Below are 13,270 nucleotides of genomic sequence, written 5' to 3'. Positions count from 1 at the left end.
TTGCTTGCTCCTAAGCCTCGAAATTGATCATGTTGCGCATGACAAGAACACCGACAAGCATCCAGAACAAACTACCAGCGAGAATGACGTTTCCCGCGAAAGTATTGAAAAGAATTTTGATATAGTCCGGACTGAGCAGAAAGATTGCCCCACTGACAAACAACGGAAGCGAACCGATGATTGCAGCCGATGATTTGGCCTCTGCGCTCATGGTCTTGATTTTCCCTTTGAGGGCTTTTCGTTCTCTGAGCACCTTAGAGAGATTGCCCAATGCCTCAGATAAACCGCCACCGGCCTGAGACTGGATCGTGATCACGATAGCGAAGAAATTTGCTTCAGCTACTGGCACGCGCTTGGCCAAACCGTGAACCGCTTCAGAAATCGGCACTCCCAGCTGCTGGGCATCAACCATCCGCCCAAACTCCGTTTTCACCGGTTCCTGACCTTCGGCTGCAACCAATCGAATGCAATCTCCAAGAGGCAAGCCGGCTTTTACGCCGCGCACAATTACATCCACGGCATTAGGAAACTCATCTAGAAACATGCGCAAGCGGCGTTTCCGCAAAAATCCAATGTACCAGCGAGGCATACCAAACGTGCCGATAAAACCCAAAGCCAAGACCACAAGAAGGCTCTGCCCCAACATATAGGTGAATGCGGAGAGACCTAGGCCAAACACGATACTGTAGATGTAAAACTTCTTCTTGCTGAGGCTCAGCCCAGCCTGAGCCATCCAGTCGCTAAACGCTGGCTTGTTCGCGTTCTTTTTCTTCTGCTGCAGTTTCTCTTCGTGAACCTTTAGCTGATCCTGAATGGACTTGCGCCGCTGAGCTCCCTCGACCTTGGCCTGTGCCGCGACAGCAGAACGTCCATCTGTCGACATGACGCTTTTTAACCGCTGCTCTTTGCGTTTTTCGCTCCCAAACAACGGGAGCAGCACGACATAAAGCACCCCGCCGACAGCTAAAGTCACCAACAAGGCGATTGTGAAACCAAATACTGCGGGTTGAGCCAGAAGGTCAGCCATTCATTGCCTCTCCCACATCTGAGGCATCAAGACACTGGGCGAGACGCTGCTCTTCGTTGAAGTAGCGCGCACGCTCCCATAGCTGTGGTCGGCCGATGCCAGTAGAACGATGGCGTCCCGCGATCCTGCCATTGGCGTCTTCACCGAGAATGTCGTAGACAAAGATGTCTTGGGTCGTAATCACATCCCCTTCCATGCCCACGACTTCTGTGACGTGCGTAATGCGACGTGAACCATCGCGCAAACGCGCCGCCTGCACGATGACATCAACGGACCCGACGATCATCTCGCGGACAGTGCGTGCGGGGAGTGTATACCCCCCCATAGCGATCATGGATTCCATACGCTTCAAGCATTCGCGCGGGGAGTTGGAGTGGATCGTACCCATCGACCCATCGTGGCCTGTGTTCATGGCCTGCAGCAGGTCGAATACCTCTGGGCCACGGACCTCACCAACAATGATGCGTTCAGGGCGCATACGAAGACAGTTCTTTACCAGATCCGTCATCGTGATCTGCCCTTCACCTTCCAGGTTGGGAGGGCGTGTTTCCAGACGAACCACGTGAGGCTGTTGCAGCTGGAGTTCCGCACTATCTTCGCAGGTGATAATGCGCTCAGTGCTGTCGATATAGCGCGTCAAACAGTTAAGAAGCGTTGTCTTACCCGAACCGGTACCGCCGGAAATGATAACGTTACACCTGACGCGCCCAATAATCTCCAGAAGCCGGGCGCCTTCAGGCGAAATCGATCCAAACTGAACAAGCTGGTCGAGAGTAAGCTTGTCTTTTTTGAACTTACGAATTGTGAGAGATGGCCCATCAAGCGACAATGGCGGAGCGATGACATTGACGCGTGACCCATCTGGCAAGCGCGCATCACAGATCGGGCTGGATTCATCAACACGCCGCCCAACCTGTGACACGATGCGCTGACAGATGTTCATCAACTGCTTGTTGTCGCGAAACTGAATGCCCGTTTTCTCAACCATACCATTGGTTTCGATAAAGACGGTTTCCGCGCCATTGACCATGATATCTGCAATATCATCCCGAGCCAGCAACGGTTCCAAAGGCCCGTAACCCAAGACATCATTACAAATGTCATCCAGCAAATCTTCCTGCTCGGAGATCGACATAACCACGTTTTTTAGCGCGATAATGTCGTTCACGACATCCCGGATCTCATCGCGTGCGTCTTCCGGACCAAGCCGCGACAGCTGCGAAAGGTCAATGGCCTCAACCAACGCGTTGAAGATGGAAGACTTGGTCGCGTAATACTCGGGCGATCTTCTGGAGCTGTTCTGCTTCGGCGGCTCTGGGGTTGGCTCAGGCTTCTTGACTGGCTCAACTTTTGCCGGAGAAGCTTGTGGAGCTGCATACGCAGGCTTTGGCGGCGCAACAGTCGGACTTGGGGTCACACTGGGCGCGGCCTCGGGTGCGCCCGACATCTGTGACGGTGCTTTACGAGGCTGATCACCATTGTTACCGCGGCGTCCGAACATTTATACGCGCTCCCTACACTGCCTAGGCTTTGGATTTCTTGAGTTTGGAGAAAATTGAAGACAGGGCAGATTGCTTTTTTCTTCCAACTTCTCCCCTGCCCGTCACAACCCGTGCCATGTCTTCAAACAGGCCGCCAACTGCGTGTTTTTGATCGAACTCGCCGATCATTTGTCCGTTATTGGAAGCTGTGCCGAACAGGCCCGGATCAAACGGAATAGATGCAAGGTTTTGAACATCCAAAGCTTTGCTGAACTCGTCTGGCTTGATCTCCGGGCGTTTTGGAATAGTCACCTTGTTCAGAACCAGATACGGACGAATGTCATTTGGTCGAAGCTGCACCAGCGCATCCACCAAGTTCTTTGCATTGCGCAGATTTGCGAGATCCGGCTCGGCGACAACAATCACGATATCCACGGTTTCCAGCAGGTGCCGAACCCAAGCGTTCCAGGTGTGCGGAAGGTCCAATACCACGGTGGGCGTGCTGGATCGCATGGTCTCGACAAGCTGATCGAAATGCTCCTCTGAGAAGTCGTAGGGCTTGTCCAGTGAAGCAGGTGCAGCAAGGAAACTTAGCCGTTCATTGCACTTGGAAAGCAAGCGATCAAGAAACGTCTGATCGAGACGCTCTGGCGCGGAAACGGCCTCCCACATTCCTTGAAGCGGGTCTTGATTGAAATCCAGACCCGCAGTCCCAAACGGCAAATCACAATCTGCAAGTGCAACATCCGTTTCGAGCCGCTTGGAAATAACCCAAGACAGATTGTGGGCGATGGTGGACGCTCCACAGCCACCTTTGGCTCCGATAACAGCAATCGTCTTACCGAGGGGTTCGGCTCCGGGTTCTGCATAAAAGCCGCTGATTGTCGCGATGAGCTGGTGGATGCCTATGGGGCCGAGCAGATATTCACTTATGCCACGGGCCATCAACGCGCGATAAAGTTCCACATCGTTGATTTGACCTATCACCATGACACGCGTGCCAGGATCACACACATCTGCAAGCGTATCCAGCTCGCGAAGCAGCGCTTGGCCGTCCAGCGTCGTTTCAATGATCAACAGGTTCGGTGTTGGTGCGTTCTCATACAACGCAACGCATTCCGACAAGGAGCCTTGATTTACACTGGTGTGCGCTTTGGACATCCGCCGATCGGAGGACGCTTTTATCAGCGTTTCATAAGCCGCCTCGGTTTCACAAAACGCGGCGATTGACACGCGAGGAACTGCGGCAGTTTCGTAGCTTTGGTTTGGCTCAAACGCCGGAGTTGAACCAACCTCTGACATATGCAGCTGATCTGATGCATTACTGTTCATTGCGTTGCCTTTTTAGAGACTTTCGCTAACTTGTGCGCCTACGCCCTCTTTGTACTGAGAGGGAGTTTGCTGTCCGGTGCGATACTTGCCGAACATGTCGCGACGCTGCTGGACATCAACTGGTGTCTCAGCCCGCGGCTGCACCAGATCGGCGGGGTTATCAATCATGGCGGCCAGGTTCGCTTGATAGGAGCAGCCGAAGTTGTCGGGTGTGGTGTTCTCCATATCTCCGACCAGGTTTTCCGGCCACTCGCCGCATTTGTGAGGAACCACTGCTTTGGTGCGCGCAAAGGACAACCGGATTGGGGCTGAAGCATAGCTGTCATCTACCGGGTAGGCCCTTGTCACAATCCGAGAGGGTTCAACCCCACCCATTTTTAAGGCGCTACGGATTTGCGGGGTGACTGCTTTTGCAGCCGCCTCATTAGCCGAACCCGAAGGCACAAGCACCTCAACGTACCCATTTCCCTCAGCCTTCGCTTGTTGGCCGAAAGCCATAATCGTGGAACTGAGTTGTCGGTTGATGTTGCGGGTATTCCCGCCCAACGGGATGTCGAAGTTCTCGGAGGCCTCTGTCAAAATTATTGGGTGCTTCTGACGATAGTCAAAATCAGCGAGTGAGACTGGCTGTTGCGGCTGCGCGCTCTGGCAGCCAACAAGCAACGCCGACACCAAGCCAACTACACTAAGTCGTGTCGCCATGGAACTCAGGTTGGAGCCATCTCGTCTCTGTCTATTGAAACTCATCTCTCCGACCCCTACTCGTAAATGTAGCCAATGTCACCGTGGTAGCTGCCTTTGAGGGGCACCTCTCGGTTGTTGTAGATGCGATTGAGTTGATTGAGGAAAATCGTCGAGCTATCATCCGGCTGCACGAGATTGTCAGTAGGACGTGACAGTTTTGCGCTCGCCACAGGCCGGACCACATAGGGCGTTACAAACACAACAAGTTCGGTCTGCTGGTTGCGGAAGTCACGGCTCTTGAAGAGTGTCCCCAAGATCGGCAGTGCTCTGAGGCCGGGAACTCCATCAATCTCCTGCGCGTAATCCTCTTTCAGCAAGCCTGCCATGACCAGCGTGCCACCTGATGGCAGCTCCACAGTAGACTCGGCACGGCGCACCTTCAGCGCCGAGACGGCAATGCCGCCCGTAATGCTCACTGCACCTTCATTTGACAGCTCGCTCACCTCGGTCTTAACCCGAAGACGGATACGACCTTCGGACAAAACAACCGGCGTGAAGTCCAACCCGACACCGTAGGGCTTAAACTCCAAGCTTACCTCGTTGTCGTCATAGGCCACTGGAATTGGGAACTCACCACCAGCAAGGAAGCTTGCGTTTTCGCCAGACACAGCAACAAGTGTGGGCTCCGCCAGTGTTTTGGCAACGCCGTCTTTCTGCAAGGCACGGACTTGGGCGGTGACGCTCGCATCACCGGAAATGAAAGACCCGATTGTAGTGGATTGATTTACTACAGATGGATTTACGTTAAAGCCGGGCTGCGAGTTGAAACCGGCGCCAAAGTTCCCGGAGGAGACACTCGCTGTCAGGTTAACGCCCAACTGCTTGACCACACTGCGCTCTACTTCTGCAACGGTCACTTTGAGCTGAACCTGATCTCGTTCAGCAACGTTGATCGCGGAAACAAGCTTGTCGTCATCTGAGACGAATTTTGATGCGATATCTGCCGCCATCTGGGCGTCTTGAGCAGATACAGCCAAGCCGGACAAAACAACTGTCCCATTCAGCATTTCAACTTCAATGTCCGAGTTGGGCAACAGGCGATCAATCAAGCTTGCAAGGTCGGAGGCATCCTGCTCGACCCGAATCTTGAAGGACGCGATCTGCCGACCACCAGAACCGAAAAGCACCAGAGTTGCCTGCCCAACATCGTTACCGAACACGTAGATCTTCTTGTTGGTTCGCACGACAGCGTCGGCAATACCTGGATTGGAGACGAGGACGTCTCGAACCTCTTCGCTGGAGTTCAGGATGACGGACCGGCCCAAGCCAACAGCCAAGCGCTGTGTCTGGTGGGCTGCTGCCACATCAATATTAACTTCTGCGGGAAACGCCGTTTGCGCAAAGCTTGCACCACCTTGGGTGCCAGTTAAAACCAGCATCGCGCAGATCAGCACCAACCCGAATTTAGCAGCGGCGACTTTGACGCGGTCGATTGCAGGAAACTTTTTAATCAAATGATTCATGTGACTACTGCCCGCTGGAAGATTGGGAGGAAACACCAAACTTCACGAAATTAATGGCACCACGTTTTTGGGGCGGTTCCTCGCCCTCGCCATAAACGTCACGTGCACTGCGCAGCGCGAGTGACAAGGTTCCAGCCTGCTGCGCCCGCGTGACAATTTCTGCCTGATAGGGCGAAAGCTCCAAGGTCGCTGTGTTATCCGGCGTCATTGCCTTATCATCACGCTCGCCTTCGGTGGTCGTGTCGATCGCCAGAACGCGAATATTCTCCAGAATGGTTTCGCTGAGATACCCATCCGCGCCTTCAGTGGAGCGCGTCAGGATGAGGTCCACCTTGTCACCGGGAAGAATGAAACCGCCCGCGGTGTTGACCGCGTCCACGGAGACTGCGACCGCACGCTTTCCTTTCGGCAGAATTGCGGAAAGGAACCCGCTATCGGTGTCAATGATCCGCTCTGAGCGAATAGGCTCTCCGGCAAAAATCGCGGATCGCGTGATTTGCCCAACCAGCTCCGACGCCGCTTCCGGGCGCGCTTCGCGTCGAATAGCGCCATCAGCGATCGCCTCTTCCGGCCATTTGACCCACTCAATGTTTTCGGAGGCTATACGTTGGCCCAGCTGCAAGTCGGCTGTCGCAACAAGTATCTCGCCAGTTTCAATTGGCTCAGCTTCTACAACGACAGGAGCCGGTGGCTCTGAAGACGTCATGCTCAAGACAAGCATGGACGCAATCAAGCCCGCTCCCAACGCGATACCAAGAACAACAACTCGCGCCATATTCATTTTGAGACCAGCCCTCTCGATCAGGGAAATTTCGCAATTGGTTAACCTTAACCTGCTGCAAAATGGTCAAGACATGGTTAATTGTGACTAGTATTTATTTGGAATTGGTGCAGCCAAGATTTCAGAAAACCATAAAACAACTCCACCAACACATGTAAGCCACATGCGTTTTGAGGAATTTACTTTCTGTTAACAAACAGAGTGGATTGGATTAGAGAGCAGACAGTGCGGCGATCTGATCAAACCACGCACTTGTGCCGTAGACCTGCAAAGCCGCAAATGCGATTGCGATTCCATATGGCACGCCCGTCTTCTTGTTGTGCAACCGTGAGATCCAAGTTTGCTTTTCCATGAAAAGCGGCAGGACCGGGAAGCTTCTGAAGAGCAGAACTGCGATTGTCAGCACACCGCCGTAAATCGCCATAAGCAGCAAAAACTCAACGGACGCGACCGAAAAACCAAGCCACAAGGCAACGCAGGCCGCAAATTTCGCGTCCCCGCCTCCCATCACACCAAGCGCGAACAGACCGAAGCCCGCACCAAGCACAATGAGTGCCGTTGCGAAGTGAATACCCACGGTTTCGAATGACATGCCGGCAAGCGGAGCCAGAACAGCAAAGCCTGCTATCAAGGCCAGGGAAATGTAGTTGGGGATGGTCATCGTGAAGAGATCACTGATGGCGGCATAAATCATAATGAAAGGAAAGAAAACAAGAAGCGCTGTAGCAAGCATAGAATCCACCGGAGCCGAAAGCATCTCCAATCGCTTATTGGATAAAATTGCAAAGATCGAATTAACGTCCGCCACTTTAAACTGGTTAATCCTGCTAATGGCTCTCACTCGGTTGCCCGTGATTGGGTCGGCATCAACATGGCATCAATACCGTCTGCCGTAGTGCTTTGAACTTGCTCATTCTCAGGTGCTGCGGGCGCATAGACCTGATTGAGGCCACAGATCGTTATCATGGCCAACGCGACGATACCGCCTATCAATCCATATTCGACTGAGGTTGCGCCGGAATTTGCTGCAAGGAATCTGGAGAAACGTTGGCCCATACCGCACCTTTTTAGCGTGAAGCATGGGCCAGAGAATTTTCGAAGGTGTAAATCTGCCTCAGACAAAAGCAGAAACGTTCCACTTTGGCTAATAACCGGTTCTTGGGTCCACCACATTTTGAAGCGGTCTTCCGGCTTCGAATGCCTTTATCTGCTCTGCTATGTAATCTGACAGAGCTTCTGGGTCACTTTCAGCGGCCACATGAGGCGTGATCACGCATCCCGGCGCGTCCCATAGGGGGCTTTCCGTTGCCAAGGGTTCGTCGGCAAACACATCCAGACTCGCGCCTTTCAACGTTCCCTCCTGCAACATCTTTGCAATGTCAGCTTCAACCTGCGTGGCACCGCGACCCGCGTTGATGTAGACCGGCCCGCCCAGCGCGCCGTCCGGCGCAAGTTTTGAGAGGAGTTCTCCGTCTACCAGCCCGGTTGTTGCCGTTGTGTGGGGCAGGAGATTCACAAGGATATCTGTATTCGCAAGGAAGGCATCAAGACGCTCCTCGCCCGCATAGGACTTTACGCCCTCAATGACTTTTGACCTTCGCGACCATCCTGAGACTTTAAATCCGAGACGGGACAAAGCACGTGCTGCATCTCCGCCCAGCTCACCAAGCCCGAGCAAGCCGACACGAACGTGCTTCGCGGCAGGTTGGCGATGCCCCTTCCAAAGCCGGTCTGCTTGCTGCGCATCATATGTCAGATGACTTCGATGGTGCAAAAGCACTTGCAACACCACCCATTCAGTCATTCGTGCTGTGAGATCAGGATCAACGATGCGCACGACTGGAGCCTCTGGAAGGTTATCGAGTTTCATCAGATGGTCGACACCAGCCCCAAGCGAGAAGATGGCTTTCGGCGTTTTGATCGTTTCAAAAACAGCTTCTTCCGGCTTCCAAGCCAGCACATACGCAACATCTTCAGGGAGGACCGCACCTTCTTGCCAGATGACGACTTCTTTACCTGGCAGACGCTTTCTCATGCGCTCTGCCCATTCTTCTGCATTAAAGTTCCGCACTGCTATGACTAACGTCATTCACCAATCCCTGTTCCTAGTACAAAATCTGATCAGTCTTCGAACTCGGCCAGCGCTTGCCGCTTTCGATTGACATGGAGCCGTGTCACATCCGGGCGGCTGTAGTGGCCAGCTGGATCAAAATTCTGCCGCTCACCTCGAACCAGAGAGTGGTCCAGAACGGCGGTGATCAGCACCTCATCGCCCACTTGCGGCGGCACAACCCAGCTGCCATCCGGTGCGGCAATACAAGACCCCCCGTTAGCCAGATAAGGCTCGCCTTCAGAGAGGATTTCATCGCGTGCGGGCGTTTTCTCCGGACAATCTTCTGGGCGCATCAGCCCGGACGCCGAAAGGACGTAGCTGCGGCTTTCCTTGGCAATGAAACGAGTCGTGTCTTCCGTGTTGTGAAGCCCTCCTGGCCACACCGCCACATGCAGGTCTTCGCCTTGCGCATAAAGCGCTGCACGGGATAACGGCATCCAGTTTTCAAAGCAGTTCAAACCACCCACCTTGAACGGTTCAAGCTCGTGAACGCGCAGACCGTGGCCGTCTCCGGGCGCCCATGCCAAGCGTTCTTCATAGGTCGGCTGGAGCTTTCGGTGAACGGACCCGATTTCGCCCTGATTGTTTATGTAAACCAAAGAGCAATAGAGGCTATGTCCGCTTCGATCCGGTGCCCGCTCCATCACACCGAGATACACAGCCATGTCGCCCGCCTTGGCTGCTTCGCAAACACCATCCAGATCTCCTCTCTCGATGGTGACGCTTTGATCGACATAGTGTGCATACAACGCTTTTTGCTTGGCATCATTGAACCGCGCACCATCAGTGCGCTCAAGCCAAAATGGATAGCCCGGCACCATTGCTTCGCCGAACACCACCAGCTTACATGCCTGCTCAGCCGCCTGATCTATGCAGTCGATCACTTTGTCCAGCGTCTCCGCCCGGTTCAACCAGATGGGCGCAATTTGCGCTATGCCAACCTTGAGGTGTTCTTGCTTGTTGGGAGAGAGGACCGTTCCAGTTGCTTCTACGAGTTTCATAGCCAAGCCCTTCAAACTGCGAATATCTGTTCGTCGCTCTGAAAGCCTTTGAACTCAAGAGCGTTGCCAGATGGGTCGGAAATGAAGAATGTACCCTGTTCGCCCGGCTCTCCTTGGAAGCGTACCTTTGGCTTAAGGATCCAGCTCACCTCGGGAAACTGCTTCAGTCGCTCCGCAAGCGCGTGCCATTGTTCCATGGTCAAAACAACGCCAAAATGGGGAATGGGCACAGCATCTCCATCAACCGCACCAGAGCCCGCATTCAACGCGAAGGATTGAGGCCGCAGATGCGCGGACATTTGATGCCCAAAAAGGTCGAAGTCCACCCATTTGCCGGGACTTTCACGACCCACGGTGCAACCCAGCACATCGTGGTAAAAACGCTTCGTACTGTCCAAATCGGTAACTGGAAATGCAAGATGAAATGGCCGGCGCATGAGAATCTCCTCTCAACTATGGGTAATACCCTACCCGTTAGATGGCCAAGCCGTCAGCAGCTAATTGCATTATGCGGTTAAGAAAAAACTCGTCGCACCTGAGGTTTAGCGACCGGAAAAGAGCGGCGGCAGCTCGTCATCTTCGAGTGCTGTTTGGCGCGGCCCGGGCTGCCCTGTCCCCTCATGGTGCTCAGCACCCAATCCCAAATCAACGATGCGTTGCCCTCTGCGCTGTATCTTGCCGCTGGACGTCTGGATCTGTTCAAGGTCGCGGGCCGTTTGGCTGAAGTGGCTTTGCAGCTTTCCCGTTCGTTCCGTTAGCCGCGCTACATCTTCCATCAGATGCGCCACTTCTTTTTGAATGACGTGGGCCTGCTCACGCATGCGTGCATCTCGCAGGACGGATTGCACGACCTGGACCGACAGCATCAGGAGCGAGGGAGAAACAATCACCACACGGGCCCGATAGGCACGTTGGACGAGGTCTTCGAAATGCTCATAAATGTGCGCAAAGACGCTCTCGGAGGGAACAAACATGAGAGCGGTTTCCTGCGTTTCGCCATTTAGCAGATACTTACTGCTGATGTCGTCAATGTGCCGTGCAATGTCCCTACGGAAACGCGTCGCTGCCTGTTTCTTTTCATCCTCAGTTTCTGCGGACCGCATGGCCTCAAAAGCTTCCAATGGAAACTTGGCGTCTACAACCAGTGGCGGCGCGCCTGAAGGCATATGGATAAGGCAATCAGGTCGCGAGTTGTTGCTCAGCACCGCCTGAAAGGCATAGTTTGACGGAGCCAACGCATCCTCGATAATGGCTTCCATCCGCCCCTGTCCGAACGCACCTCGCGACTGCTTGTCAGAGAGTACCTGTCGCAGGTTCACCACCTCGCCAGCCAAAACTCCCATGGATTTTTGGGCCTGATCCAAAGTTGCCAGCCGCTCATGCACAGCGCGCAAGCTGTCGTGCGTATGCTTTGTGGACTGCATCATTGACGAGCCCAGCGATTTGCCGACGCCCTCAAGCCGCTCGTTCACAACGCGCAGGAGATCCGATTGCCGAGAACCGAAGATCTCCGCCATCGTTTGCATGCGGCCGGTCATCTCAGACTGGCTCTTGGCCAGCTGAGACATCATGTGCTCCATCTCTTCGGCCCGGCGCTCTGCCAAAGCTCTTTGTCTTTCAGCAGTCCGCGCATTTTGGCGCATGCGAACACCAAACCAGAGCGTCACCATTCCAGCGAAAAACACAAGTATGGCAACGGCTTGCTGCAACGAGAAACTGAGGGATCCAAGAGTAATGAGTGGTTCTTGCGACATGAAACAAACATAGAACGATTCTGACGCAAGAACCATTCACTGATCTCGGCAAGCCCTCGCTCGCGCACAGCTCAGAGCGCCTTCAAGCTGGCGAGACGCCTAGCGACCGCCAGATACATCGAGAATTGCACCAACACAGTATGAGGATTGATCTGACAGGAACCACATGATGGCCTCTGCAATCTCATGGGGTTCCGCCACGCGCTTGATGGGAACATACGGCGCCAGGTTCACAATGCGCTCTGGATCACCGGTGCTTTCGTGCAGCTCGGTAGCCGTTAGGCCCGGACGCACACAGTTTACACGGATGCCATCTGCCGCCACTTCCTTGGCGAGGCCCTTGGTGAAGGAATCAATGGCGCCCTTGCTGGCTGCATAGTCCACGTTTTCTCCGGGGGCTCCGTGCTGAGAGGCAACTGAGCTGAGGTTCACAATCGCACCACCGTGGCCGCCGTTGGTACGCGACATGCGCCGCACAGCTTCCTTGGCGCACAGAATTGAACCCAGCACGTTGATGCGGAACACGCGCTCAAGCCGTGCGAAGTCCATGGTTTCCAGCCGCATGTTCGGGCTCATGATACCGGCGGAGTTTACCAGCCCGCTGAGATGGCCCAGCTCTTGCTCGCACCGATCGAACATGCGGGCAACTTCATCTTCGCGGCTCACATCCGCTTGAACCTTTATGGCCATGCCGCCATTTTCGGTTACTTTAGCAAGTACTTGGTCAGCAGCCTCTTCATTGGATGTGTAATTCACACACACACTAAATCCACGCTTTGCCGCAAGAACGGCCGTGGCGGCGCCGATTCCCCGACTTGCACCCGTAATGACGACAGATCCTAAAGACATTTGTATCTTTCCTCCTGTATTATTGATTGGGGGCCCTTCGGGCCGCGGCAGTGTGCGTCAACCATATGGTGCATGTCCATGCTTGGAAGGAAGATTTATCCGCTGAGCACCTCCAAATGTCTCGTTGACGTGGGCAAGGTAATCCCATATCTGAAAGCTATGACGACACGCGAGATTGTAATCCTGCCAGACGCAGTTCTGCGCCAAAAGTGCCTCCCGATCACGGAGGTAAACGACGAAATTCGCCAGCTTGCCGATGACATGCTGGAGACCATGTATGCTGCGCCGGGTATTGGCTTGGCAGCCAGCCAGATTGGTGTGCTAAAGCGCATCTTTGTGGTTGATGTTGCAGAGCGTGGCGAGGGTGAAGAAGACAAGAAAGAACCTCGTGTCTTTATCAATCCGGAGATCACTTGGAGCTCAGAGGAAACAGCGCCATACCAGGAAGGCTGTTTGTCTATCCCGGAGATTTACGAGGAAGTTCAGCGTCCAGTAGCCATCAAAGTAAGCTACCTGAACCGGGATGGTGAAGCCTGCGAACTGGAAGCTGACGGTTTGCTTGCAACGTGCATTCAGCACGAGCTGGATCACCTCGATGGTGTGCTCTTCATTGATTACTTGTCACGTCTCAAGCGGGACCGCATCATGAAGAAGTTTCAAAAAGCTGCGAAAATGCGGGCCTAGAGAACCTATTTGAAATCCAAGCACGAGCAGTGTGGCGCCTT

14 protein-coding genes are annotated in these 13,270 nt (G+C 54.0%); 1 reads left to right on the top strand and 13 read right to left on the bottom strand.

The window, feature by feature from the left end; genetic code table 11:
- Window positions 1–10: 10 nt before the first annotated feature.
- From Q3Y58_RS02265 to Q3Y58_RS02205, 13 genes are all read right to left on the bottom strand, one after another.
- A complete protein-coding gene (locus Q3Y58_RS02265; RefSeq protein ID WP_319620822.1) occupies window positions 11–1,027 on the bottom strand; it encodes a type II secretion system F family protein in 1,017 nt (338 codons plus the stop codon).
- On the bottom strand, window positions 1,020–2,528 hold the full coding sequence (locus tag Q3Y58_RS02260) for a CpaF family protein (RefSeq protein WP_274218230.1): 1,509 nt from the start codon (window positions 2,526–2,528) through the stop codon (window positions 1,020–1,022). Before Q3Y58_RS02260 ends, Q3Y58_RS02265 begins: the two co-directional genes overlap by 8 nt.
- 22 nt (window positions 2,529–2,550) lie before the next feature.
- Window positions 2,551–3,840, bottom strand: a complete 1,290-nt coding sequence (locus tag Q3Y58_RS02255; protein ID WP_274218229.1) for an AAA family ATPase — start codon at window positions 3,838–3,840, stop codon at window positions 2,551–2,553.
- 12 nt (window positions 3,841–3,852) lie between these two features.
- Window positions 3,853–4,587, bottom strand: coding sequence for a CpaD family pilus assembly protein (locus Q3Y58_RS02250; RefSeq protein WP_319620821.1), 735 nt, complete (start codon window positions 4,585–4,587; stop codon window positions 3,853–3,855).
- Between the two features lie 11 nt (window positions 4,588–4,598).
- Window positions 4,599–6,047 (bottom strand): type II and III secretion system protein family protein, encoded by a 1,449-nt coding sequence (locus tag Q3Y58_RS02245; RefSeq protein ID WP_319620820.1) that lies wholly within the window; start codon window positions 6,045–6,047, stop codon window positions 4,599–4,601.
- A 4-nt stretch (window positions 6,048–6,051) separates the two neighbouring features.
- Window positions 6,052–6,828 (bottom strand): Flp pilus assembly protein CpaB, encoded by a 777-nt coding sequence (cpaB, locus tag Q3Y58_RS02240; RefSeq protein ID WP_319620819.1) that lies wholly within the window; start codon window positions 6,826–6,828, stop codon window positions 6,052–6,054.
- 211 nt (window positions 6,829–7,039) lie between these two features.
- The gene (locus tag Q3Y58_RS02235) at window positions 7,040–7,561 is read right to left on the bottom strand and encodes an A24 family peptidase (protein ID WP_274218225.1); all 522 of its coding nucleotides are present in this window, start codon (window positions 7,559–7,561) and stop codon (window positions 7,040–7,042) included.
- Between the two features lie 104 nt (window positions 7,562–7,665).
- On the bottom strand, window positions 7,666–7,884 hold the full coding sequence (locus tag Q3Y58_RS02230; protein ID WP_319620818.1) for a Flp family type IVb pilin: 219 nt from the start codon (window positions 7,882–7,884) through the stop codon (window positions 7,666–7,668).
- A gap of 88 nt (window positions 7,885–7,972) precedes the next feature.
- Entirely contained in the window at window positions 7,973–8,917 is a 945-nt protein-coding gene (locus tag Q3Y58_RS02225; RefSeq protein ID WP_319620817.1) for a 2-hydroxyacid dehydrogenase, read from the bottom strand.
- A gap of 32 nt (window positions 8,918–8,949) precedes the next feature.
- Window positions 8,950–9,942, bottom strand: coding sequence for a carbon-nitrogen hydrolase family protein (locus Q3Y58_RS02220; protein WP_319620816.1), 993 nt, complete (start codon window positions 9,940–9,942; stop codon window positions 8,950–8,952).
- Window positions 9,943–9,953: 11 nt separating this feature from the next.
- Window positions 9,954–10,379 (bottom strand): VOC family protein, encoded by a 426-nt coding sequence (locus Q3Y58_RS02215; protein WP_319620815.1) that lies wholly within the window; start codon window positions 10,377–10,379, stop codon window positions 9,954–9,956.
- 105 nt (window positions 10,380–10,484) lie between these two features.
- Window positions 10,485–11,696: a DNA recombination protein RmuC gene (locus Q3Y58_RS02210; protein ID WP_319620814.1), complete on the bottom strand. Its 1,212-nt coding sequence runs from the start codon at window positions 11,694–11,696 to the stop codon at window positions 10,485–10,487.
- 99 nt (window positions 11,697–11,795) lie between these two features.
- Entirely contained in the window at window positions 11,796–12,545 is a 750-nt protein-coding gene (locus Q3Y58_RS02205) for an SDR family oxidoreductase (protein WP_274218218.1), read from the bottom strand.
- A gap of 159 nt (window positions 12,546–12,704) precedes the next feature.
- Here Q3Y58_RS02205 and def point away from each other — a divergent pair, with 159 nt between their 5' ends.
- On the top strand, window positions 12,705–13,229 hold the full coding sequence (gene def, locus Q3Y58_RS02200; protein WP_319620918.1) for a peptide deformylase: 525 nt from the start codon (window positions 12,705–12,707) through the stop codon (window positions 13,227–13,229).
- Window positions 13,230–13,270 lie beyond the last annotated feature (41 nt).

It is taken from the genome of Nesiotobacter zosterae, assembly GCF_033843645.1.
GTDB classification, from domain to species: domain Bacteria; phylum Pseudomonadota; class Alphaproteobacteria; order Rhizobiales; family Stappiaceae; genus Pseudovibrio; species Pseudovibrio zosterae.
Note: the sequence above shows the minus strand (reverse complement) of the source record. Positions and strands in the feature narration are given on the sequence as shown.